We start from the raw sequence: 25489 nt of genomic DNA on the forward strand, positions 1-25489 counted from the left end.
TTTACATCAGTTGCCTGATTCGTTACTCCCTTGATTTACCTGAATATCTCAAATCCTATCGATTGGCGGGCTGAAATCAGTCAGCTTGCCTTCCGGCGAAGAATGTGGGAGCATTATATACTGTTATTAATGACGACCAAATTGCAGAGTGCTAATTCCCGAGTTCGTCGGCTGCAGCAAGAGCAGACCGGTACGGAAGGCCAGGTCAACCTCCGAACAAAAAAGTTTCCTTCCCTAGAAATGGTTAACCAGGAAGGAAACTTTTTTTGTGAGCCACAGGCAGCTGGTAACGGGTGGGGGTTGATGAAGATATGGCCCATTCAGTTGTTGCAAGATATTCTATTATGGTTTTCTGGCTTAAAGACTCATTAAGGCTTTCCTTTAATTTTGTTTACGTATTTTTTTCAATATAATTGATGTGATTATTAATAAAATAATATTAACAAATGTAAACTCTATGAACTCTTCTAGTTTCTGGCCGTTATAACCAATGTCACCAACAAATCTTTCTTTTAATCCAATTAATATAGTGGTACTTCCTAAGATAACAAGTACTGATAAACAAATAAATATAAATGTTAGTATAGTCTTTATTATTTTAACCGAGATAGTTCCTTTTTTGTCCATAACATATTTCACCTCTTAATCTGGCCATATAACCACATACCAAGGAAGCTTATACTCATTACCTGTCAATTTCTTGTAATCGTTTGTTAAACTTTGTATCTCACTGAAATTAATTTGCCATTCATTAGTTATACTTTTTTGGTGTTTTCCAATTTCTCTAATTTCCTTATAATCTCGAATAATTTGGTTTGTTCTTCGCTCTATATCCTCCTTAATATTTTTAAGATCATCTTCAATCTCTTTGACTTTTGCCTGGTTTTCTTTTTGGGTCCAGAATAATAGCAAACCCGTTTTGATAGCTATTTCTGTCTTTGATTCAGCAATAACTGCAGAATTACTTGCAATATTTACTGTTAAGCCTAATTGGGTTTGTTTATTCTCAGAAAACTGCCTTTTAAGTGATTCATTTCTATTAATGAGTGTATTAATTCTATCTTGAATTCTTTTTATTACATCCGATTTATTAATTAAAGGACGATCATTATATAGGTTTATTGAGTTACTATGAACAACAGTTACTTCACCTTTAATAACTTGACTATTTTTGTTTACAGTTTTTTTCTTCTGCTTGCTGCTTTTGTTTCTATTATTATACTTGGCAATATTTATTCTTGCCTTTATTATAGCACTTGCTATTGTGGATACGCTTTTAGGCAAGAAGAAATGCCCACTCGGATCAATATACCTCACCGGATTATTAGCAGCATATGAATAAAAATGCTCCTGCCAGGCTGCCCCAAAGGCTATCGCATAAGAATCCTCCTGCGTAAACCTCTGCACGCTTGGGTCATAGTACCGGGCCCGCAAGTAGTAGTTGCCGGTCTCCTCATCCAGGTACTCCCCACAATAGCGGAAGGGGTTGTCAATCTTCTCTACTTCCTGCCGCCATAATTCAGTCGTCTGCTTACCGCCAAATGCAGGTAGAGGATTGACTTCTTCCTGCCCAAAGGGATCATACCGGTAATCCTTAATAAGTTGGCCCTCTTCATCCAGTAGCTGGGTGACATCCCCATGAGCATTGTGCAGGTAGAATAACATCTGTGCATCAACCTGACCGGGGTTATTCTCCCGGTAAATCAGTTTCAGACCGCGGATGTTTCTTGCCGTAACTGCATTATTCTTATCTGTCTCCAGGATAATATTACTTCCATTGTAGTAATAATTTGTTGCCGTATCCCCAAAATCCTTCTTAGTTCGTAATCCGGTTCCATTATACGTATACTCAACGAATCTACTGTCCGGGGTCTGTACGCGCTGCAGCTGGTTAAACCCGTTGTAGTAATAGTTAAAGGACTTGGTGGCCATGGTATTGCCATTGATTTTAAATACATCTTCCTTGGTCAGCTGGTTTCCCACCGCATCATAAGTAAACCTGTGCTGAACCGTTTCTCCGCTTTTTGTTGTTTCCTGGAGCATAAGGCGGTTGTTCTTGTCATAGAGGTATGATGTTTCTTCAATCTTGTTCCCGGTTATTTCAGTAATCGTCTTGATATTGTCCAAGTCATCATATTCATAGTTTTGAATTTTGTCATTTGGCAGCAAGGCAGTCTTAATCCGGGATAGGGGGTCATAGTAGTACTTGGTAGTCCCGTTTCCTTCATCCTTTTGAATTTGGTTGCCGCGCTTATCATACTTATACTCATAACTGCTGACAATATTGCTGCCATCCCAATGACGCAGGTTTTTGACATTACCTGATGGGTAGTACTGATAGGTTGATTTAATTCCCGTAACCCCGTTAAGTTCTTCCGTTAATTGGCCAATATCATTGTATTTGTAGCTAAATCTCTTGCCATTATCGTTGAGTGTTATTAACCTGCCCACATTGTCATATTCATAGTTCAGGTTAATCTGTGTCAGGCTGCCCTGCAGCACCTTAAGGGCAGAGACCCGGTCAACCCTGTCATAGGCATAGTTCTGCCTGATACCGTTTCCGTAATTTACAGAGGTAAGGCGTCCTAAGTTATCATAATCAAAAACAGTGGTTCCGGAGGCATCAGTCATCTGCCTGGTTTGCCCCAGCTTGTCAATTGTTATATTAATAGCTGTTTTCTTGCCGTCCTTACTGTTTTGTTTCTGTACCAGCCGGTTCAGACCATCATAAGTATAGGTTGTGGCAACCTTATTCCGGTCAATCAGCCTCACCAGGTTACCATTATTATCATATTCATATCGTGTTTCCTTATCGGCAGCATCTGCTGAGAGGATGAGTCTGTTCAGGGAATCATATTCATACGAATATGAGGAGGACTCTTTATCCTGCCAGGAATTTAGCCCTTTGACAACCTTTGTGGTATTACCGACCCTATCATATTCGAACTTGGTGATATTGGACTCTGTAGAGCTAATTACCCGTTCTGTCGCCGACAGGAAATTGCGGCTTGTATAATATTGCCTGGTCTCAAAACCTTCCGGGTCCACTGTCTTTATCAGGTTGCTGTTGTTGTCATAATAGAATCTGGAGACAGCAGACTTTCCTGACTCGAAAGGTGCCTTAACAACTATCTGCCGGCCCAAAGAGTCATATTCAAAAGATACCGTCTGCCCCAGGGCATCAGTTTGGGCTATCATATTACCCAGCCGGTCATACCGGTATTCAGTACTGCTGTCTTCGGCATCAGTTACCTTGGTTAACTGGCTGAGGGCATCATACTTGAAGAGGGATTTTGTTCCGGCAAAATCAATCGCTTCTGTCTGGTTGCCCAGGTAGTCATACCTGTATTGAGCAAATTCTTCTTTGTTTCCGTTAAATCTACCCAGTTTGGCCAGCCATTCGAAGGTATCAAAATAATAGTTAGTGACTCTGTTTTCCCGGTCACCCTTGGCAGTTACTGTTACCTTAAAGAAGGGATTGCCGAACTTGTCATAATTGGCCTCATCATAGGACACCCTTGTATCAGCCAGAATCCTGCCGCTGCGGTCAGCGTGGCTGACTGCGCTAATCCGGTTCAACTCATCATATTTGAGATATTTAGTGTTCTTGTTACCGTCCTTTTGCAGGATCGGGTTTTCCAAGTCATCATACTGCAATTCAGCAAGAACGGTGTCTGTCTCCGGGGCAGTAACCCGTAATAAATCCCCCAGGCCATTGTAGTCATAAACTAACTTATCACCATTGGGGTTAGTTACCTCAAGGATATTATTTAAATCATCATATTTATATGTTGTTGAGCTTTTATCAGGATACGTCTCCTGTAAAAGCCTGTCCAGGGCATCATAACGGAAGTAAGAAGCATTTCCTTTTCCGTCAACAGAAGTAAGTCTGTTACCGGTGGCCAAATCATAGGTATATTCCGTTTTAATATCCCTGGTGCCGCCATCAGCATCCTTGACATCTTCTTCAATAACTGCTGTCAGGTAAGCCCCTTTATATTTAGAGCTAAACAAGAATCTGGTAGTTACCCATTCACCCGGTTCCTTTTCAATCTTTTGGCTGGTAACATTTCCATACCCGTCGTAAGTATATTCTGTCTGCGCCAGAAGTTTTCCGTTGCCGTAAAAAGTCTCACTGGCAACAGTCTTTTTATCTGGGCTGAGGGAATACCGGACTTCAGCGGTGGTGTTTTCATCCTGCTTGAATTTCTTGCTCTTTAGCAGGTTGTAAGCGAAATCATAGCTGTAGAATATCTTATGTTCATCACTGTTAATTTCATCAGGATCATCAGGATGGTTTTCGGCCACTATGTTCCCACGGTGGTCATATTCATATGTATCCACCTTTTCTGAGAAATCATACTTGGCATTATATGTTTTGGTAGTATCTCTTACAGGCAGGTTATATTTATCGTGATATTTGGTAAAGACTTCACTTAACAGCCGGTCTGAACGGAGTTCCGTCGTGTATAATTGGTGTTTCCCATTATACATGTATTTAGTTGTTACATCTTTTCTGTCGGTGACCGTAGAATAGTATTTATAGAGTTCATCTATTGAATCTGCCTTATATGTTGGATACCCGTCGGGTTCGTTATAGTATTGGTATCTTAAGAGGTTATAGGTTCTGTCTCCATCAACATCCCGGCGCTCTTTGACCTTGAAATACTCCATGAACCCACTGTTCAGGTTTTTCTTGCTTTTTTCATAGACATATTGGGTCTTAGCTCCGGTAGGGTAGGATATTTCTATCAAATTGGCATACAGATTATTTTCCGAGGACTTATTTCCTATCTGGTCAAAAGCAGCTTCCTGGAAGGTATATTTATAGGAGAATTGGCGCCCCTGGGTATCAACAAATGATGATAAGTAGAATTTTCCCGTTTGACCCGGAATTTGAGTTTTAATCAGACGAACACTGCGTCCGCCGGATTTAAAAATAGTACCGGTATCGTTATACTGGATATCCACAACACGGCCTACCGAGTCAACAACTTTGGTTAACAGCCTGAGACCATTAATGGTTTCATAGTAGTACCTGATGGAATTGTGGGACCGATCCATCTCCACCAGCAGTTCACCATTAGCAGAGAAATAGTAGGATGTCCCATCGGCATAATAAAGCCTATAGGCAGAGGGATCCTGGCCATTATCAAATGTAGTATCTTTGGTAAAGACTATGTCACTCAGCTCATAATCAGCCAAACCTGTTCCGGTGGTAAAGTCAGCCTTATATGTTTGCCCATTGGGCAGGGTAACCCATACTGTTTTATTATCATCTTCTCCATCTACTTCTAGAGTAGGGATATCAAGGCTCCAGCCTTCCCCGAAGATATATTTGGCTGCTGAATCAGCACTTTTTGCTCTGGGCTTATTTACTATATTGCTGGTAGTTAAATCAGGAGTTCCTGACTCGAACTGGAGATAACCGGTAAATACCCATTTATGCTCGTCTAAAGTTGTTTCACCCAAAATAGTTAATTCGGCTGGATATTTTAGCGCTCCTGTTTTTAACCAATACCCGTTGGCATCAAAAACATCATAATAGGCAATTACAGTTTCCCCATATTTAATGCCCCCGGCGCTGCTGGTTCCTTCATCGAATGCTTTGGCATCCCTGTTACGGTATTCCAGGACCAGGGATAAGTCCATGCCATTACGCCCCGGGATATCAAATATGGTGTTCCGGATATTTAATTCACCGGTTTCAGTACTTACTGTTTCCCGTATCCCACTGGTGGCCTTGGAGAATGGAGCATTTAACTCAATATTATATAGTGCCTTCTGTTTATCTTCCTTGAGGACTTTCATCAAAGAAGAGACCGTAGTAACCTTAGGTGTCTCAGCTACAGCAGCCTGACACCATAGCATCATTCCGGTAAACAGGAAGGCTATAAGAGAAAAGCAAAACTTCTTCATTCTCAACCTTCCTTTCTTATCCGGAATAACTGTTTATTATCTCTTCCCAACTCTTGCCGGCTTTTCTTTCCTGCAGGATTTCATCCATTGAAGTTCCGGACTTCTCTGCCAGGCGGGCCGCATTTTTTACTTCCCAGACAGAAAATCCGTCTTCTTTGTATTTACCCAGTTGAACCCTAGTTAGATTATGCTCCCTGCAAATCTCTTGTTCAATTTTCTCTTTTTCCTTTTCGGCCTCGGCATTAGCTTTTTTTACAGCAGATTCATAGTCTTCTGCCGAAATAGTCTGGTTACCGGCAGCCTTTTTGATGTTTAGGGTGGCCTTATCGTTTGCATTTTCAAATTTGTATGCAAGCTGATTGCCGACTTGTTCCCAGGATTCAGAGTTCTTTTTTAATTCCAACACTTTTTCAATATTCATATCCTTTGCCCTGGCGATACTGTCAGCATTTAAAATATCCTGTGGCGTGTAGCCGTCTTTCATCCAACTGCGTATCAATTCCTCATCGGCAGGCTTATAATGCTTGAAGTCCTTCATATTTAAAGCATTGGAGAGGACAAACTGCATTTCTGTCCCTTTGGCATGCTCAGCCAAAAGCTCTCCCGCCAAGCTGAAATCAGAATCATTGGCTGCCAGGAATTCATATACTGCTAGAACATCTTCTGCCTTGTATTTTGTTATTAAACCGAATACTTCTTTATAGGCAGCCTGTTTTATTTCTAATGTATCTAGTATTTTTTTGTATACAAATATGTTCTGCCTGACTGTATCCCAGTCTTCTATGGCATCATATAACCGAAGTACCGCACTTTTTGACAGCCCGGACATGGCGGCAATATCACTAGCCAGTTGATTGTTGTCTGCAGATTTACCGTTTCCCACTGCCCAGACTGCTGCACCTGCAAACAAAGCTATTAGGCAAACTGCCAGAATTACGGTGTTGCGCTTTGATAACCTCATTTTTTCACACTCCTAACTTGGGGTGAATCTAACTCTCGTCAACTGAAACGAATTGAACGTTATAGTAGTTTATAAAATCATTTGTAGTAGGAATGCGGTAGAAAATGGAACCTCTATTATACTGTCTTTCATTAATCCATTCCATAAAGTCTTCTACAGAATCTTCATCAAGGCCATTGTAGGTCTTAATAGTCCCATCGGTCATTGTAATGTTTAATATTAAATTAGGCAGCACGAACAGGTCTTCAACATAATCCACCGTAATCAAGCTGTTATACCCTTCGGTTGACATGTCATCAACCTTCATGGCATTGACAACAGAGAAACTGGTCCCTGCAAGTTGACTGGTTAGGTCCAATTCAGGGATGGCTCTTAATTCTTCTGCACTCATCCCCTGCTGGGTAACGGCAATCCAATTGTTTTCAACATCAGCTATTAAATCGGCACTAACAGTTGTCCACTGATTGTCCTTATAGGAGTAGTAAACTGGATTTGTTGGGTCTTTAACAATGAAATAGTGCATTTCAGCAGCTTTGGGCTGAATTTCTACCGGGTAAATCCTTCTGATTTTCCTCCAATTAGATGCATCAAAAGACTGACTTTTTGTGGTATATAAAGCCTTTTCCAGTGATATATCACCTGAATAGCTGTCACCGCCATTGAGTGTTACTGTTATGCTTTTTAGAGATGGACTAATATAGGGGTCCACTGAAGCAAAGTATACTGCTGTATCAAAATACAGTACCTCACGTCCGCCGGCATAGAGGGGCGCAAAATCACTTTCATCCATGGCATTGACCTCGTCTATGGTCATTCCATGTTGTTGGAAGTCTTCGTCTAAAGGAGTAGCGCCTGTTTTGACAACTGCCCATGTCCCTTCTTTGTATGTATGCCATGAATTCTTGCCGTCAAAGGAGAATAAGTAACGCTCAGGTCGTTTCACACCATTGAAATAGTAGGTTGAGAGACCATTAACAGCAATATAGGCCATTTTGGTGCCTGTATCATTCACACTAAATTGATAGCTATCTTCAGCATCAGTAGGGCGGATGTCTTTTAATGTATCTGTTTCGGTATCGTAAAGGTGATATTGATCATTTCCATCATTAAGAATTAATTTATTGCCATCAGTGACTTTGATAATATTTGAGTTGTTATTTACATCAAGTTTCCTGGAGGTTTCTGATGAAACCTGATAACTATACAGGTCTCCATAAACTTTCGTGAAAACTAAAGATCCATCCGAATTTGACCACAGCCCTTGGACAGTATCCTTTGCAGTCATTAACTCAGAACTCTGCCAGCCTGTTGGAGTTTTTACTACTTGGAATAGCTTGTCTGCATTGGTATAGAATATCTGGTTTCCTATTCTGGAACTGTCAAGATGACTAGCTGTTGAACTGATCAATAACTCACCAGGTGATGTTGTTGAGTACAGATATATATTGCCTTCACCGTGATAACAAACGGAACCATCATTTTGAACTGAATAATCTGCAACACCTGTCTTAACAAGAGTCGTTTGTTTGGAAATGTCATCATAAACGTATAAATCATTTGATGCAGTTTTAAAAGCAACTTTATTCCCTGTTAAATCTGTTTTAATGGACACAGGTACATAACTGGATAGTTCCTTTTTTTCCCCGGTTCTTAGATCAACTAAATATAACTTATTTCCAGCATCGGGGTTTGCATAAAAGATTCTGTTTCCGTCTCCTGACAGGGTAACTACTGTAGGTTTAGCAGTAGAGTATGTTCTTGTGACTGGAAGAGAGCTTATTGTTCCTGAATTGTCAATATATGATGAGTCAATGGAAACCTTTGACATTTTACCTATTGGTAAGACGGAGAGACAATCTCCAGTTATTGTTAAGTCTTGCAACTGAGAGGTAATAAAAGGGTCATTAGATGTCAAAGTTACTTTATATTTCAAAACTGCGCTTGATAAATCCGTTTCTGCAGAAACATCTGGGATGAAGCCACCATTTGAAACTGCTTTCCATCCTTGCCAGCTAACCCCTTCGTCTAAAGAAACGTTGGTTTCTACTGATAATCCGGTATTTGCAGGAACAATGGAAGTCCAGCTAATGATTAAGTTGGTAGGATTTTGAATAGTTGATAAGTCTACTGTTGCTTCATAGTATCCTCTGGTATGGTTTAGAGCAAAGAAAGAGCTTGTTTGAGGGCTTGTAAACCGAAACGTGGCAGTTCCATCTATCTGCCCCCATGAGTTGCTTCCCCAAGCCCACACTGTACCATCAGATTTTATAGCCATTGAATGCTTTTCCCCAGCAGCAATCGAGACTACATCGGTTAGACCGATTACCTGTCCTGGGGTGGGCTTGGTTGTAGTAGTACCATCTCCTAATTGCCCATCCATGTTGTCTCCGCAGGTCCATACTGTACCGTCAGATTTAAGTGCCATTGAATGACGCGCCCCAGCAGCAATAGAAATCACATCCGTTAGACCGCTTACCTGAAGAGGGGTGTACCATACAATTGTACCAGTTACATATCCTAACTGGGCACAACTATTATACCCCCACCCCCAAACTGTCCAATCAGATTTAAGTGCCATTGAATATTGGAACCCAGCAGCAATTGAGACTACTTCGGTTAGACCGCTTACCTGAACTGGGGTGTAACTGTCTGTAGAAGTACCATCTCCTAACTGGCCAAAATTGTTTTTCCCCCATGCCCACACTGTACCATCAGATTTTAATGCTATGGAATGATCATTTCCAGCGGAAACAGAAACTACATCGATCAGACCGCTTACCTGTACCGGAGTGTATCTGTGTGTAGTAGTGCCATCTCCTAACTGTCCATTACTATTATAGCCCCAAGCCCACACTGTACCGTCAGATTTTAATGCTACAGAATGCATAGATCCAGCAGCGATAGTAACTACATCGGTCAGACCGCTTACCTGTACCGGAGTGTACCTGTGTGTAGTAGTACCATCTCCTAACCGGCCAGCATAATTACATCCCCAAGCCCACACTGTACCATCAGATTTTAATGCTATGGAATAATCATATCCAACGGAAACTGAAACTATATCGGTCAAACCGCTTACTTGTACTGGGGTGGCTCTGTATGTAGAAGTGCCATCTCCTAACTGGCCATACTCGTTCATACCACTTGCCCATGCTGTACTGTCAGGCCCTATTAAAAGTGAATGTTTTAGTCCCCCATCAATTATAACTTTTTTATTTAACTCTACTGCCCCATCATTGGTGGGAATTACACTGCTTAAAATACCCTGTTGAAAATCCGATTTAGTTGTGTCCTCTTTGAGGATGTTATTCTGTGTTACCATAATGGTAGGGTTTGTATTATATGTATTTGGTAAAAAATCTGGCTCGGTTGGATTTGAATTAAATCGTAACCCTCCATTAAGATAAACAGTCTGAGAATTAGCCATTTTGGGGATATCTGATAAATAAGTTGGAGAATAGACAGATGTTAATTCATCAAAGTACCAGGTTGAAGCTTCGTTACAATGAACTTGGATACTATTTACCTCAGATATCTGGGGATCCAATGCAGCCAAATCCAACGTTAATGAATTCCATTGCCCACTGTTTAGGTCTTGTCCGACATAAAATTTGCCATCCTTATTTGAATCATTTTTTACCTGAGAGTCATCTGCCCAAAATTCTATCCATTGTGCACCGGCCACTGGCTTAACCCACAAGTTAATTTTGCTATATCTGTTTACAGCACATGAAGCGGAGGCAGCAGCTAAAGTGAAATCCACATAATCTTTAGTGCTATCAACACCACACTGAATTTTCACAGCATAATTTTCGCTAATTCTGTCTTGGACCAATGACTTGGTCCCTGAAGTAATATTGGCTATACCATCTGTGTTTTCCATTTCATCATAAAACGGTAAATTTTGCTGTACTTCAGCTGCCTGAACTATATTAGGAAACAGAGACAAAATCATCATCAAACACAAAATAAGAGAAATTTTTTTCTTATACATTTAATTACCTCCAATAATTTTTACTTTAAAAAAATTTTTGAGACTACGATGCTTTCAGAACGAGCTTATAACATTTAGCAGCGAAAACTGGAGACTCTTTCCGGCAACACCTAGGTCCAACAGAAAAAACAATGACACAGGGCTGAACCAATTGTAGGCCTTTCCACTCCACCTCCTATTCACATTAAATCACCCAAAAAATACCCTTTTTTCAATTAAAAGCAGATTACCCCATTTTTTACAAATGACTTTTGTTCCTACTATTGTATAACATCAAACCTGCTAACAATGTCGAAATAGCAGGACTAGGGGTATGCAAATGCGGTCGAATTTGTCATCTTAATGTAAAGATTTCAAACTGGACAATCTCCTCATTTCCTGAAATGCGGTTTTTGGGGTACAAAATACGGTCTTAGGGGTTTAAAATACAAAAAAAACCACGAAATTAATCGCAGTCTTTTTGAGTATCAGCAAAAATTTTTTACTTTTCTTAGCTTGCCCTTATCAAGTTGAAGCATTTTAATTTTGTGGACGAAATTATTTCACCCGATTCTTGTCAAAATTTAGATTCTTTACATAACCTGCCTCGTCATGGGAAGTATCCCGTAGATATTTTCCAGAATTGTTTATAAGATCCCAATATTTTTGTAACGGTAGCGGCACGTTCAGCCTTTGCTCTTTGTCCATGTTTCTCATTTTAAAAAAATAACCTGCTTTTCATCTACTACTTTCTAGATATTCTTGCCATTGGTTGCTGTTACCAGTAACTGATTAGCAGGAAATATAAGACATTTTGGAGAAAGCATATATAAACACGAAATATTTTGCATAAGAATGAGGTTTGATGCCCATGGGCTTTTATCAAAGAGGGAAAAGACTCGTTATTGGTTTCGCCATTGCAGTAATGATTGCCGGAATAAGTTTTGCAGTTATTGCTTTTACAGATACCAACGCGAAGTTTTCGCCCCTTTCGGCCCGAAACGGAATACTGGACCTGGCCGGATGGGATCCCGAAAGAGACGGGATTTTGAGCCTGGGTGGGGAATGGGACTTCTATTGGAACAGGTTCCTCAGCCATGATGAACTTAAGGATTCGGGTCCGGAAGCTGATGTAAAGGCTGAAGTGCCGGGTGTCTGGAACACTTACAAAATCAATGGCAGTAATCTTCCCGGTTTCGGGTATGCAACCTACCGGCTGAAGGTGATTAACGCAGATACAGATGAAATTATGGCCTTCCGGATACCTTCAGAGTCTACTGCTTATCGGATGTACATCAATGACAGGCTGGTTGCCTCTACCGGGAATGCAGCAGCGGACAGGGCTAACTTCAGACCGGAATTGAATCCTCATACGGTTCAGGTTTTACCTCCGGGAGACCAGTTCGATATTATTGTACAGATGTCAAACTTCGTTTATTCCCGCGGGGGCATGTGGTTTTCAATCGAAATGGGCACATCGGAACAGATTCAGTTTCTGGACAGGCGGATTATCTACCGTGATATTTTCCTGTTTGGCAGTTTTTTCATTATGGGAATGTACTATTTAAGTATTTTCCTGATGAGACGTGAAGACAGGAGCAGCCTGTATTTCGTCCTCATGTGTATTGTTGTCATCGGCAGGACGAGTATACACGGGGACTATGCGGTGTACAGGCTGCTGCCGTTAATTAGCTACCAGGCCGTAGTTTTTATTAATTATGCCACTTTATACTGGTTTCCCACAGCTTTTCTCTTACTCTTGAGGGAGTTGTTCCCTGAAGAGGTGTCCCAAAAGGCAGTCAGAGCAGCTGTCATCTATGCGGCAGCAGTGACAATTGCGACGTTGCTGCTCCCTGTCCATATCTATACAAGGTATACCTATTTTGCCTTGGCAATGCTAACCCTGACATCTGTATATGCCGTTGTTTGTACCTTTATTGCCTTCATGAGGGGAAAACAGAATTCTTCAATAGTGTTATTTGGAGGGCTGGCGCTGGTCGGCAGTGCCGGTTACGATATCCTGGTTCATTTAAAGTTGATTCCTCAATATGTTGGCGAATTATCAAATTTTGGCTTTTTTGTGCTTCTCTTTCTACAGTCTTTTGTCCTTGCCAGGAGGTTTTCACAGGCCTTCAAAAATGTGAACGAGCTGTCCGGTGAACTGCTCAGGATGGATAAGCTCAAAGATGAGTTTCTTGCCAATACATCACATGAACTGCGGACCCCGCTCAATGGTATCCTTGGCATAGCTGAGGCCATGCTCAGGGGTAGTGAAGGGGATCTGAATGAAGAGCAGAGACAGAATTTATCCATTGTGGCGGTGAGTACCAGGAGGCTGGCCAACCTGGTTAATGATATCCTCGATTATTCCAGGCTGAAGCACCGTGATATCAAGCTCAGCCTAAAGCCCCTGCGGGTAGAAGCTGTCATTGAGACAACATTAAATGTTTTCCGGCAGTTGACTGACCGGCAGCAGGTGGAAATATCCAGTGTCATTCCGGGCGGACTTCCCCCGGTCATGGCTGATGAAAACCGGCTGGCACAAATCATGTACAATCTGGTAGGCAATGCGGTGAAATTTACCAGACAGGGATATATCAGGGTTACGGTAAAAGAATCGGGTGAAATGCTGGAAGTCTGTGTGGAGGATACCGGTTCGGGCATCCCTGAAGAAAAATTTGACGATATATTCAAGTCCTTTGAACAGGTAGACACATCTATTACCCGCGAATACGGCGGAACCGGACTGGGCCTCCCGATCACAAAATTTTTGGTGGAATCACATGGGGGCAGTATATGGGTGGCATCAGAGGTGGGTAAAGGCTCAAAGTTTACTTTTACCCTCCCGACGGCAGAAGAACAGGCCGCAGAAAATGAAACAGACGTTCCGGTCTACGAGCCTGTCGCCGCTGCCCGGCAATCCCTGTCCTTCAGGATAGCAGGAGCAGGAGCCCATGTTTTGGTGGTTGATGACGAGATAGTTAACCTACAGTCGGCTGCAGCCATTCTAAAAACAGAGGGATACTCTGTTACAGCGGTGGACAGTGGCCAGGCAGCATTGGAAGAGGTCAGGAAGCAAAAAGATATTTCTCTAGTGGTATTGGATGTGATGATGCCGGAGATGTCCGGTTATGAAGTCTGCCGGAAAATAAGGGATAATAGGTCCCACTATGACCTGCCGGTTCTGATGCTGACAGCCAAAACCAATACTGAAGATATTGTAAGGGGCTTTGAAGCAGGGGCCAATGATTACCTGCCAAAGCCGGTGGAGGTCGAAGAGCTGCTGGCCAGGGCGAAGACACTGGTGAACCTGAAGGACTCGGTAGATAAGGCAAAAGCGGCTGAAGTGGCCTTTCTGCAGGCCCAAATCAAACCTCATTTTCTCTTTAATGTCCTGAATACCATATCGTCATTTTGTGATACCGACCCGGAACGCGCAGGTAAACTAATCAATGACCTGGCCAACTACCTCAGGCACAGCTTTGATTTTAAAAATCTCGACTTGTTTGTCCCCCTCAACACAGAAATCAGCCTAATTAAGTCTTTTCTGGCAATAGAGAAGGCTCGGTTCGGTGATGAAATGAAGGTGGAATTTGTTTTGGATGACAGTATACAAATAGATATACCTCCTTTGTCCATACAGCCCCTGGTTGAAAATGCCATCATGCACGGCCTGAGGAAAAAACCGGGAGGGGGCACTGTCACCATATCGGTCGGCAAGGCCCCGGACGGAGTGCAGGTAACCGTCAGCGATAATGGGCCGGGGATTCCTGCTGATAAGCTGGACAAAATTTTGACAGACGAAAATTTAAGCGGTGTTGGCCTGAAAAACATTCGTTTCCGGCTGAAGAAGATTTACGGAACAGGCCTGGTAATAGAAAGTGAAACCGGTAAAGGAACACAAGTTTCATTTACTGTGCCTATTGGAGGTGTTTAATCTTGATTCGGGCAATAATCGTTGAAGATGAACGTCCTTCAGCTGATAAGATGGAGAAGCTGCTGAGAGATAGCGGGATTGTGGAGATAACAGGGAAGTTTACAAATCCGGTGGAAGCGCTGGAATTTATAAAGAAGGTTAAGATAGATGCAGCTTTTCTTGATATTGAGATGCCGGAGCTGGACGGTTTCCAACTCGCTAACCATATACTTGACCTGCAGAGCTGGGCCGCAGTAGTATTTGTGACCGCTTATAACGGATATGCAGTAGAGGCCTTCCATTTAAATGCGCTGGATTATCTGATGAAACCTGTGGATAAAGACAGGCTTCAGGAAACCCTGGACAGGATCATTCAGGAGAAAGAGATCCAAATGAATCCTTCCCAGATGCAGGTGCGCTGTTTTGGCAGGTTCAAGGTAATCATCCGGTCCAGTGAGGTAAAATTCCGTACCGGTAAGGCGGAGGAATTACTTGCCTACTTTATTGACTGTAAAGGCAGGGAAGTCAGCCGAAATGAAATTATTGACCGTTTATGGCCGGACTATGACGGTGACAGGGCTGTCACCCATTTTAATACCACCCTGCACTATGTCAGGAAAGCCCTGTTGCGCAATGGTATTCAGGTTAGTATTGAGCATTTAAGGGGTTCATACCGGCTTGATACCAGCTCAATTGATTGTGACGGCCACAGGTTCCTGACGCGGGTGTCTGCTGCGGATAAGATCAGTGATATTACCATTTCGGAATATGAAGAGACTGCTGCCCTTTACACAGGGGATTATCTGGGGGACAATGAATTTCAATGGGCGGAAAGAAACAAGATGCTGTACAGGGAAAAGTATATCCGGCTAATTATAAAGATGGCTGATTATTATAAAACGGCCGGAAATTACAGCAGGCTGGTTGAACTGTTGAAAACCGGCCTGACCCATGAATCACTGCACAGTATTTTGAATTACAGGCTCATTGAGGCATTACTGGCGGTAAAAGATACAATTGCCGCAGTCCAATATTATGATATATATAAGAGAGGCTTAAAGAATGATCTGGGTCTTGAACCTGAGGCAAAGTTCAAGAAGCTGATGAGGCAGAATTAAATTTCCCCCTTTTCTTTATTTCTGCGAATCTTTCAAAAGGTGAGAGTAATTCCTGGCACCGTGTAAAATACGATAGACAATGACCTTGCTGTCTATTATGCGATAGAAGGCTATATAAGGATCAACAATGACCATTCTAAAATTGAAATTTTTTAGAGGACGATCGAATAGCGGTGCACCAGAATGCGGATAACTCTCAAGACGATGTAAGGACTGTATGATACTTTCGAGTATTCCGTCAGCCGCCTGGGGATTTTCTGCCATTATATAGTCGAATATTTCATCCAAGTCTGAATAAGCGGCAGGTAATAACTCAACGTTATATCGTTCCATTAATTTTTTCCTTCAGCCGCTTGTGAGATTCGTTAAGTGAAATTGTCGGTTCGCCTGAAAGACGTTGTTGTTCAGCAAAAAGAAGTCTTTCACGAAGGTCAAGCATAGCTTCCCGGCGTTCAAAGGCCTCGATGCTCATAACGACAAGGTCACCCTCGCCATTGCGTGTAATGTATACCGGTTCGGCTTTTTCACGGGCAAGTTGTGCAATGGCATTATAATCATTCCGTAGTGTAGTGGATGACTTTATAATCATATTGATATCCTCCGATCAAATTATTCTACTATTATTATACTATAATTCAGTTAGAATATAAACAGATACTTTAGAACCTGAGAAGATGGAGAGAATGATAGTTTTAAAAGAGTTTACCCAAAAATCGCAGGCGCCGAAAAAAGTGAATAGGAATAAGACCGCCGGTCAGGTGCGATGTGAATGCCTGAGCGGCTATTTTTTTTGCCTTTGTTTAGTGGTGGTTTAGTGAGGCTTTGTATAATGAAACCGGAAGCTAAGAAAAGGAATGATATGATGTATAATGCTGCGGTTATTGATACTGACCCCGCAACTCTTGAAGCCATGGCAGGTCTGTTGGGCAACAATCCCCATGTTGACCGGATTTCCTGTTTCAGCAGGATGCCGGATTTCTTTAGTGAACTGGAAAAGGGGTGGGTCCAAATTGCCTTTATCCGCGTCGGCGGTCCGGGGCTTCAGGGACTGTCCCTGGCCAAGGAAATAATAAAGATTTCTCCGGCTACCAGGGTCGTCTTTATGGCCGGTATCGCAGGATATGCCCTGATGGCTTTTGACGAAGGGGCCCGGGGATACCTGCTGCTGCCGGCTGACCAGAAACGCTTGGATGAAGTGATTGAAAATATCAGGAAACGTGATAACCGGAAACGGGGTGGTTCACCATAGAGATGTTTGAAGACCCATAGAATTCTAAAGTGTGAAACCGGAAAATTATGTGAGATGGGAGGAAATGAAATTGAAAGGAAAAACCATATCTAGAGGGCTATTAATAACTGTAATGATACTCTCAATGTTGGCGGTCATGTCAGCGACAGTGTTGGCAGTTCCGGCTGATGTCTGTGAAATCGACGGGACCGGTTATTCCACATTAGATGACGCCCTGGCTGCAGTTGAGGACGGAGAGACAGCAACAATTACCCTGCTCCAAAACATTGATTACGAATCGGGTACGGGCATCAGTGTTATTAATAAAAATATCACATTTGACCTGGGCACATATACTCTGAATCTCGGATTATTCCACACCGATCCTGTACTTGAAGCAGGCAGCGGCGGGGTAGTCGATATTATTGACACAGACGGCGGCTTCCTAAACATCGCTGGGGGATACAGGGGTGTATATGCCCATGACGGCGGCACGGTCACGGTGTCCGGCATTTCAGGGATTTATGGCTATGGTGTGGCTGCTGACTCCGGCAGTTCAGTGACTGTCAAGGGGAACATTTCGGCTATGAACAATGTTGGTACGGGCTTACTTGTTAACAGCGGCGCAAGCGTTCACGTGGAAGGCAGTGTGCAGAGTCTTACCGGTATAGGTGTACACGGCACAGACACCTCGGTCACGATTGATGGTGATGTTTCAGCCTCCAACGGCACCGGGGCAAGTGTAAGCGCCGGAGCGAATCTCACAGTGGCAGGTAATATACAGGGTGCATATAAAGGGATTACCGCTTATGGGACCAATGGCGGTACTGCTCATATAGAAGGCACTGTTACGGCAAGCAATAACCTGGGTGTGGAAGCCTCCGGCGGTTCTAATGTTACTATTGACGGGGACGTTACAAGCAAAAATGGCATTTATGCTTATGGTGAAGGTACTTCAGTCTTCATCAAAAACAATACCACCTCAACCGGTGCAACCGCTGCAGGTGCAACAGCCCTAGGCGGCGGGCAGATAACCATAGATGGTACAATTACGGCTAATACATATATCCAGGTCGGGGAGCTTACAAAAGACGGCAGTGCAGGCAGCCGGACTGAACCGACCACAAAATCCGGGTATTATACATATACAGATGACGGGACAAATATGGTATGGGTTAAAATAGATACCTGCCTTCTTTCCGACTGTGGTTTGTCAGATGATGAGGGCGGATTCACAGAGTACACGGACATTGACGGGGAGAGATATTACCATGTTGCCAACGGGAAACAGCTGGCCCACATAAATGACCACCTGGACCTGAATTTTATCCAGACTGCAGACATCGACCTGGCTGTTGATTTTGCCGGGGGCTGGAATCCCATTGGCGGCATCGTGGATGGTGACCAGTCAACTGATGATGACGAATTTAGAGGCAAATACCTGGGTAATGGCCATACCATTGATAATCTTTACATAGAATACGCAGGTCCGGAAGCTGTCCACATTCAGGTGGGCCTTTTTGCCCGGATAACAGGTGAAGAGTCGCTGGTAGAGGATTTAAATGTCATTATAAACGGCATAAACACTGAAAATTATGGGTCTGCCAAGGTTGGTGCCATAGTCGGGACAATAGATGACGGCAGCATCAGAAATTGCAGCGTAACCTTTGATGGTAATATTGTTACTGATTGTCCCAATGGCAGCACAGGAGGCATAGCCGGAGGTTCCTATTTCGGCGAAATAGACAACTGTTCCGTTGTATTTTCAGGTGGCAGTATCATTACTGACGGGTGGGATAAATATGCCGGGGGCATAGTGGGACAGTGCATGTCTTCTGTTAAGAACTGCGAAGTTACCATTGGCGCCGGTCAAAAAATCAAAGCACCCGCAGTTGGCGGTATTGCCGGTTCCCTCAGTAAAATGAAATACTTTGATAAAGTGGTTGAAAACTGTACCGTGACAGGTGAAGGCAGCCTGGAAATCTTTCCCCAGCAATACTACCCGGTATATATCGGCGGAATCGCCGGCACTATGTGGGAGGGAGAAATTCAGGACTGCCGGAATGAGGTGGCTATAATTGCTGATGTCATCAAAATAGCTGAAGGGCAGTCAGCTTATGCCGGTGGGACCGTAGGTTATGCCGGATCAAACTCAACTGTTTATGGCTGTACCAATACCGGTGATGTGGAGCTGGAAATTGCCGATAATATTGTAACGAGTTATGATGATCCCGGTGTCAGCGAGGGAAATGAATATGCCTATGCGGGCGGTATTGCAGGATATATCAATGGATACTCAAGGGCTTCCATAATCGAGAACTGCGCAAATGATGCCAATATCACTTCAATTAACAACATCCCAACCCTCCGTGCCTATGCGGGCGGCATTGCCGGCCATCTTGACTGCGGTGACGGCCAAGATGCCGGTCTGATTATCAGGACCAGTGCAAACATGGGAGCAGACAAGACGGTATCAGCTGTAGCCGGAACAACCCTCACCGGAGGACTGGTTGGTTCAACCACCTTTACCGACTTCACCACCCCTAATATAATCATCGAAAACAGCTATAACAGAAGTAATGTATCCAGTGCCAGCAACAGCGCCCCCAAGACCGGCACCATGTGTATCGGGATTACGGCCGGCGGAGTTGTCGGTGCGGCAGGTGAAGTGAATCTTAATTATACTTATAGCACAGCAGCAGATGTCACAGCAGTAAACAATCATGAAGGGGATGCCTATGCCGGCGGTATCACAGGTGTGATTTATAACACCTCCCTGACACAGAACTATTATGAAGCCAATGAAAATGTGACTAAAGCAGTGGGAGGCAAGGTAAACACAACTGACATAATCTATGAAAGTGATGTCCCGGACATGTATTCCGGCGCGACGGCAGAGCAGTTAAAAACAAAGACCTTTTACGGCAGCGGCTGGAAATGGTATGTCAGCGGAGGGACTGCACCTGATTATTACAGCAGCAGTGACCCCTGGCGGATCACAACATCTGATGGTTATCCCGTCTTAAAGGGAGCTCCGTATACACCACCTTCATCAGGCGGGGGCGGCAGCGCTCCGGTCCCGGTAAAGGTAACCACTGAAACAACTGATAACATAACCACCACCAAAACAGAGATAAGCAAAGCTGCCTCCGGAGGCGAGGTAACTGTTGAGATATCACCTGCCATTGTTGACGCCTTAATCAAAAAAGCATCAGATGAGGGCGCTGTTTCCAAAGGGGATACCATTGCAGTGGTAATCAAGCCTTCAGCTGATATTAACAGGCTGAATGCCGAAATCGGTCAGCCTCAGTTGGAGAGGATTGCCCGGGAAACTGATGCCGGGTTTGGAATTACTTCCCCGCTTCTATCCATTACCTTTGACAATAAAGCTATTGAGACAATTTCAGATGCCGCAGAGGGTGGTAATATCACCATTTCCGCCGGAATCATTGACGAAACAACCCTCTCGGAAAAAGACCGGGCCAAGGTCGCCGGAAGGCCTGTCTATGACCTGAGTGTCAAGAACGGAGATGTGCAGGTCTCCCACTTTGGCGGCGGTCATGCGACAGTACGGATACCCTATACCCTGAAACCGGGCGAAAATCCCAATGCAGTTGTTATCTATTATCTTAGTGATGACGGAAATCTGAAGGTTGTCAGAGGGCACTTTGATGCGGCTGCCGGGGCAGTGGTATTCAAGACATCTCATTTCTCTAACTTCGTTATCGGCCACAATCCGGTTACCTTCAGTGATGTCAGGGCTGGTGCCTGGTACATAGATGCAGTGGACTTTATTGCCGCCCGCGGGATTACCTCTGGCACCGGAGACGGCAAATATGGCCCGGAGATACGGCTTACCAGAGGCCAGTTTATGGTACTTCTGATGAATGCCTATCAGATTGACCCTGCGAGTGGTGAAATAACCGGCAACTTTGCTGATGCCGGCAATACCTACTATACCAGCTATCTGGCTGCAGCCAAAAGCCTGGGTATCGCCAACGGTGTGGGCAACAACATGTTTGCCCCAGATAAAGAAATCACCAGACAGGAAATGTTTGTCCTGCTCTACAATGCGCTGCAGTTGATTGATGAACTTCCGCCAGCCATAACTGATAAAGAGCTTGGTTCCTTCAGCGATGCTGACAGTGTGGCTTCGTGGGCCAGTGAAGCCATGTCTGCCCTTGTCAAGGGCGGTATCGTCAGCGGAAGTGACAACATGCTCAGCCCGGCAGAAACCACCACCAGAGCCCAAATGGCCCAGGTGCTGTATAACCTGCTAGCAAAATAAACGGAAGTTTAGAATTAGGAGGAATGGGAAATGAAATGGAACACAAAGGGAAAAACCTTATCGTGGTGGCTGCTAACACTCGTAATGGCAGTATCTCTGTTTGCGGTACTGCCCATGAGTGAGTCAGCTGCTGTAGGTCCCGTAACCCTTTACGTTTATTCAGACGGCGGTAATGATGGTAGCGACGGATCTTTGGATAATCCGTATGCCACTATAAACAAGGCCCTTACGGTAGCTCAAACCGTTTACAGCGGTAACGAGGTAATAATGTACTTAATGGAAGGGGACTATATCGCAACAGAGTATATAACTCATGCTAATTTAACCATTGAGGCTTTTAGTGACGGTGAGGGGAATTATGATGAGGTTACAATATATCCTGATTATGACAGTGCGCTTGGGCCGCCTACCGGGATATGGACTGCAGAATGGATATTTGCGGCTAATAGTCTTGCCACCAAATTAGGTTTTACCCTAAGTCATGTCAATTTATCCGGTGATAATTCAGCCACCGGAGAACTTGTTGAAGATGGTTTAGCTGTCACCGGGGTTTACATCTATGATGCCGATGTTACAGGCAGCCATGTTACCCTGGAAGATTGTAATGTCAGTAATATTAAATATGGTCTGTTTCAACATCAATCTGATGCAATCACTGTATCAGTACAAAATACCGATATAGAAGCTGAATTACCGGTATATATGAACTATGGAGCGAGCTTAAATATTGAAGGTTCCAATCTTAAAATGACTGCAACATCTTATAGTTCATCGGTCATAACTGTTTACGGCAATTTAGGTCTAAGTATAAAGAATAACGTGATTGAAGGGAATGCGGGTGTAGGCCAGGGTATATACGGAGACGGCTTTTCCGGAGAGATATCAGGCAACCGGTTTTTAAATATGAGTATTGCTCTGGAAATGGATGATATTGCCAGCCTGCTGATAAAAGATAACTATGTGGAAACCACAGATGACGGTTTTGACCTGGAAACTTGTTATGCCAGCGCCACTATAAGTTTATTAAACAACACCATTATCAATAAAGGCAGCAAAGGCGATGGTAAAAACGGAATTTACTTATATTCCGGTTCTGCCACCACAACAGGAAACTATGTGATCAACAATAATGAATTAGTAAACTTTGCCTATGGTGTATATTACTACGGAAACAACACCAATAATGCTATGACTGTCAGCCTGGGCGGCACCGGGCTGGGCAACATCTTCAGGGGGAACACAATCAATCTGTATGCTGAAGATTTGCGTACCACTTCTTTGACAGACCTGCAGGGAACCGACTGGGGGAGTACCGACATTCAGGAGATTATAGACCGCATATATATTGTTGATGTTTACCCTTCTGCAGACTCGGTGTCACCGGTTTCTGACCCGGAAGTAGCCTTTGTATTTGATGAAACACCGGCTACCTCAGCTCTTGATACTCTGTATGTGGATGACGATTATTCTACGTCTGATGCCGGAGGCCACACCTATGGCACAGATGCCTTCAGCACTATTCAGGAAGCGCTGCCCTATGCAGCCAATGGCGGCACAATCTATATTGCCGATGGACAGTATTATGCCCCGGTATGGCTGGACCGCCAGGTAACACTTGCAGCCACGGGAAGCGCGGTTGTGCTGAACCCTGATCCCGATGATGACTCCTGGAACAGCAAAATGGTTTTGGTTACAGCAGAAGGTGTAACTATAGATGGAATTATATTCAATGAGGGCCAGCGCGGTATTTGTTTTGACAGATACACTCTGCGGAACTACAGCTCCCGGCCGAAAACCTTCTCAGTCCTCAATTGTGAATTTGTTGACCAAACCTCAATCTCCATCGAGATAAACGATGGTTACAGTGATATCTTCCCGGGCGAAATCAATATTGGGGGAAACACCTTCAGGCGCAGTGAAAATAACGAACTGGAGACTGTGGCGTTCTATATTTTAAGTCAGGCGGAGCAGCTTAACATGGTTAATAATTCAATCTACAATTACTCTTCTGCCGGTTATACTACTTCAACCAAAGATATTCTCATTGATAACAATGTTTTTTCCCTTAAAAGGGGTTTGTATGTAAGCGGGCTTTACGTTACGGCCGATGGCAATGTTATGATCCGGGATAATACTTTTGAAGTACCGGAATCATATGCTAACGATTCGGGTCAAGAAGGCGTTCATTTGGGTATCAGTATTCTCAATGCCATCCCGGAGACCGCTGTTACCAAGCAAATACTCCGCAATACCATTGAAGGGTTTAATTACGGCATATATATAAACGGAACAGAAAGCGAAGAGTATTTTGATATCGTAATCGGAGGTGCTGAGGCTGATGCCAACAATCTCAGCGGAAACCAGGTTGGGCTTCAATCTTGGCTGTTCAATTTTAATGATGAATCTACAAATGCGACCTATAATATCTGGGGAGTTGATTCTGACCTTCTCTGGAGTTATATCCAGGGTGAGCATTACAATAATTCATTATATGGCCCGGTCAACTACCTTCCGGTTGCTGCCGAGACTCCGCTGCTTACCGGTCTGACCGTTAGTACCGGAACCCTGACCCCGGGCTTTGATTCCGAGATTTACGATTACGCCGTGAGCGTACCGTATGAGGAAGACAGTATTACTGTTACACCCACTGCTTCAATTGGGACAGTCACCGTCAATGACGCTCCGTTAAACGAGTCAGGTTCTTCTGAAATCAGTTTAACCGTCGGTCTCAATGAAATTCCGGTCACAGTGGCAAACGGTGAATTATCTACGACATATACCGTCACTGTAACGCGGGCTGCAGCAGTTAACACCGGCAGCAGCGGCAGCAGCTATACCCCGCCTGCTATCGAAGTCACAACTGAAAAAATCAATGATACCACAACGACCTCAACTGAAGTATCTGCTTCGGGTTCTTCCGGAGTAGCAGAGGCAGGTATTTCCACTGCGGTTGTTGACGCCCTGCTTAATAAGGCTGCTGCCGAAAACGGAACATCCAAAGGAGATATCATGGAGGTATCTGTCGATACTCCGACAGACACCAGGCAACTTGAAGTGAATATCCCACAGGCCGGGCTTAATGAGATCGCTTCAGAATCAGATGCCGGTTTTGCCATCATATCTCCGTTTATCTCCATTACCTTTGACGGCAAGGCCATTGAGACCATTTCGGGAGCGGCAGAGGGAGGAAATATAACTGTCTCCGCCGGTATCATTGACGGAACAACCCTCTCCGAAAAAGACAGGGCCAAGGCCGCTGGAAGGCCTGTCTATGACCTGAGTGTGAAGAACGGAGATGTGCAGGTCTCCCACTTTGGCGGCGGTCATGCCACAGTCAGGATTCCATACACCTTGAAGCAGGGCGAAAACCCCAATGCAGTTGTCATCTATTATCTTAGTGATGACGGAAATCTGAAGGTTGTCAGAGGGCGCTTTGATGCGGCTGCCGGGGCAGTGGTATTCAAGACATCTCATTTCTCCAACTTCGTTATCGGCCACAATCCGGTTACCTTCAGTGATGTCAGGGCTGATGCCTGGTACAGGGATGCGGTGGACTTTATTGCCGCCCGCGGGATTACCTCAGGTACCGGGGACGGCATCTACAGTCCGGATATGCGGCTTACCAGAGGCCAGTTTATGGTGCTTCTGATGAATGCCTACCAGATTGAACCTGCGAGTGGTGAAATAACCGGCAACTTTGCTGATGCCGGCAATACCTACTATACCAGCTATTTGGCTGCAGCCAAAAGCCTTGGTATCTCTAATGGTGTAGGTAATAATATGTTTGCCCCAGATAAAGAAATCACCAGACAGGAAATGTTCGTCTTACTCTACAATGCGCTGCAGTTGATTGATGAGCTCCCGGCAGCAACAAATGACAAGCAGTTGGGCACCTTCAGTGATGCCGGTCAGGTGGCTGCTTGGGCCAATGAAGCCATGTCGGCTCTCGTCAGGAGCGGTGTTGTCAGCGGCAGTGACAACATACTCAGCCCGGCAGAAACCACCACCAGGGCCCAGATGGCCCAGGTGCTGTATAACCTGCTGGCGAGATAAACGGAAGTTTAGAATTAGGAGCATTCCTGTAAC

Annotated in this window: 11 protein-coding genes; 5 read left to right on the plus strand and 6 right to left on the minus strand. The window is 44.1% G+C overall.

Annotated elements, in window-relative coordinates; all coding sequences use genetic code 11:
- Positions 1-381 precede the first annotated feature (381 nt).
- From Ga0451573_RS04560 to Ga0451573_RS04575, 4 genes are read right to left on the minus strand one after another with little or no spacing between them, the layout of a single operon-like run.
- A complete protein-coding gene (locus Ga0451573_RS04560) occupies positions 382-627 on the minus strand; it encodes a hypothetical protein (RefSeq protein ID WP_231682705.1) in 246 nt (81 codons plus the stop codon).
- A gap of 15 nt (positions 628-642) precedes the next feature.
- The gene (locus tag Ga0451573_RS04565; protein WP_231682706.1) at positions 643-5919 is read right to left on the minus strand and encodes an RHS repeat domain-containing protein; all 5277 of its coding nucleotides are present in this window, start codon (positions 5917-5919) and stop codon (positions 643-645) included.
- A 16-nt stretch (positions 5920-5935) separates the two neighbouring features.
- Positions 5936-6880, minus strand: a complete 945-nt coding sequence (locus Ga0451573_RS04570) for a hypothetical protein (protein WP_231682707.1) — start codon at positions 6878-6880, stop codon at positions 5936-5938.
- A gap of 28 nt (positions 6881-6908) precedes the next feature.
- Complete coding sequence (locus Ga0451573_RS04575) at positions 6909-10874, minus strand: RCC1 domain-containing protein (protein WP_231682708.1); 3966 nt, start codon at positions 10872-10874, stop codon at positions 6909-6911.
- A gap of 850 nt (positions 10875-11724) precedes the next feature.
- Here Ga0451573_RS04575 and Ga0451573_RS04580 point away from each other — a divergent pair.
- Positions 11725-14790, plus strand: a complete 3066-nt coding sequence (locus Ga0451573_RS04580; RefSeq protein WP_231682709.1) for an ATP-binding protein — start codon at positions 11725-11727, stop codon at positions 14788-14790.
- Between the two features lie 2 nt (positions 14791-14792).
- The gene (locus tag Ga0451573_RS04585) at positions 14793-15887 is read left to right on the plus strand and encodes a response regulator (protein WP_231682710.1); all 1095 of its coding nucleotides are present in this window, start codon (positions 14793-14795) and stop codon (positions 15885-15887) included.
- Positions 15888-15902: 15 nt separating this feature from the next.
- Here the strand turns inward: Ga0451573_RS04585 and Ga0451573_RS04590 are convergent, their stop codons facing one another.
- Positions 15903-16220 carry a type II toxin-antitoxin system RelE/ParE family toxin gene (locus Ga0451573_RS04590; RefSeq protein ID WP_231682711.1) on the minus strand — a complete coding sequence of 106 codons (318 nt, stop codon included), beginning with the start codon at positions 16218-16220 and terminating at the stop codon, positions 15903-15905.
- On the minus strand, positions 16207-16476 hold the full coding sequence (locus Ga0451573_RS04595) for a type II toxin-antitoxin system Phd/YefM family antitoxin (RefSeq protein ID WP_231682712.1): 270 nt from the start codon (positions 16474-16476) through the stop codon (positions 16207-16209). The genes Ga0451573_RS04590 and Ga0451573_RS04595 overlap by 14 nt, the downstream gene beginning before the upstream one ends.
- Before the next feature lie 240 nt (positions 16477-16716).
- Between Ga0451573_RS04595 and Ga0451573_RS04600 the strand changes: the two genes are divergently transcribed.
- From Ga0451573_RS04600 to Ga0451573_RS04610, 3 genes are all read left to right on the plus strand, one after another.
- The gene (locus Ga0451573_RS04600) at positions 16717-17136 is read left to right on the plus strand and encodes a LytR/AlgR family response regulator transcription factor (protein ID WP_231682713.1); all 420 of its coding nucleotides are present in this window, start codon (positions 16717-16719) and stop codon (positions 17134-17136) included.
- A 70-nt stretch (positions 17137-17206) separates the two neighbouring features.
- Positions 17207-21403 (plus strand): S-layer homology domain-containing protein, encoded by a 4197-nt coding sequence (locus tag Ga0451573_RS04605; RefSeq protein WP_231682714.1) that lies wholly within the window; start codon positions 17207-17209, stop codon positions 21401-21403.
- A gap of 30 nt (positions 21404-21433) precedes the next feature.
- The gene (locus Ga0451573_RS04610) at positions 21434-25456 is read left to right on the plus strand and encodes an S-layer homology domain-containing protein (protein ID WP_231682715.1); all 4023 of its coding nucleotides are present in this window, start codon (positions 21434-21436) and stop codon (positions 25454-25456) included.
- Positions 25457-25489: the final 33 nt, after the last annotated feature.

Source organism: Phosphitispora fastidiosa (genome assembly GCF_019008365.1).
Taxonomy (GTDB): Bacteria; Bacillota; Thermincolia; order Thermincolales; family UBA2595; genus Phosphitispora; species Phosphitispora fastidiosa.

What these genes read in the sequence shown, in the direction of transcription:
- Ga0451573_RS04600 (WP_231682713.1), top strand. Translation starts at nt 16,717, where the DNA reads ATGAAACCGGAAGCTAAGAAAAGGAATGATATGATGTATAATGCTGCG.
- Ga0451573_RS04595 (WP_231682712.1), bottom strand. Translation starts at nt 16,476, where the DNA reads ATGATTATAAAGTCATCCACTACACTACGGAATGATTATAATGCCATT.
- Ga0451573_RS04580 (WP_231682709.1), top strand. Translation starts at nt 11,725, where the DNA reads ATGGGCTTTTATCAAAGAGGGAAAAGACTCGTTATTGGTTTCGCCATT.
- Ga0451573_RS04560 (WP_231682705.1), bottom strand. Translation starts at nt 627, where the DNA reads ATGGACAAAAAAGGAACTATCTCGGTTAAAATAATAAAGACTATACTA.
- Ga0451573_RS04575 (WP_231682708.1), bottom strand. Translation starts at nt 10,874, where the DNA reads ATGTATAAGAAAAAAATTTCTCTTATTTTGTGTTTGATGATGATTTTG.
- Ga0451573_RS04610 (WP_231682715.1), top strand. Translation starts at nt 21,434, where the DNA reads ATGAAATGGAACACAAAGGGAAAAACCTTATCGTGGTGGCTGCTAACA.
- Ga0451573_RS04565 (WP_231682706.1), bottom strand. Translation starts at nt 5,919, where the DNA reads ATGAAGAAGTTTTGCTTTTCTCTTATAGCCTTCCTGTTTACCGGAATG.
- Ga0451573_RS04590 (WP_231682711.1), bottom strand. Translation starts at nt 16,220, where the DNA reads ATGGAACGATATAACGTTGAGTTATTACCTGCCGCTTATTCAGACTTG.
- Ga0451573_RS04570 (WP_231682707.1), bottom strand. Translation starts at nt 6,880, where the DNA reads ATGAGGTTATCAAAGCGCAACACCGTAATTCTGGCAGTTTGCCTAATA.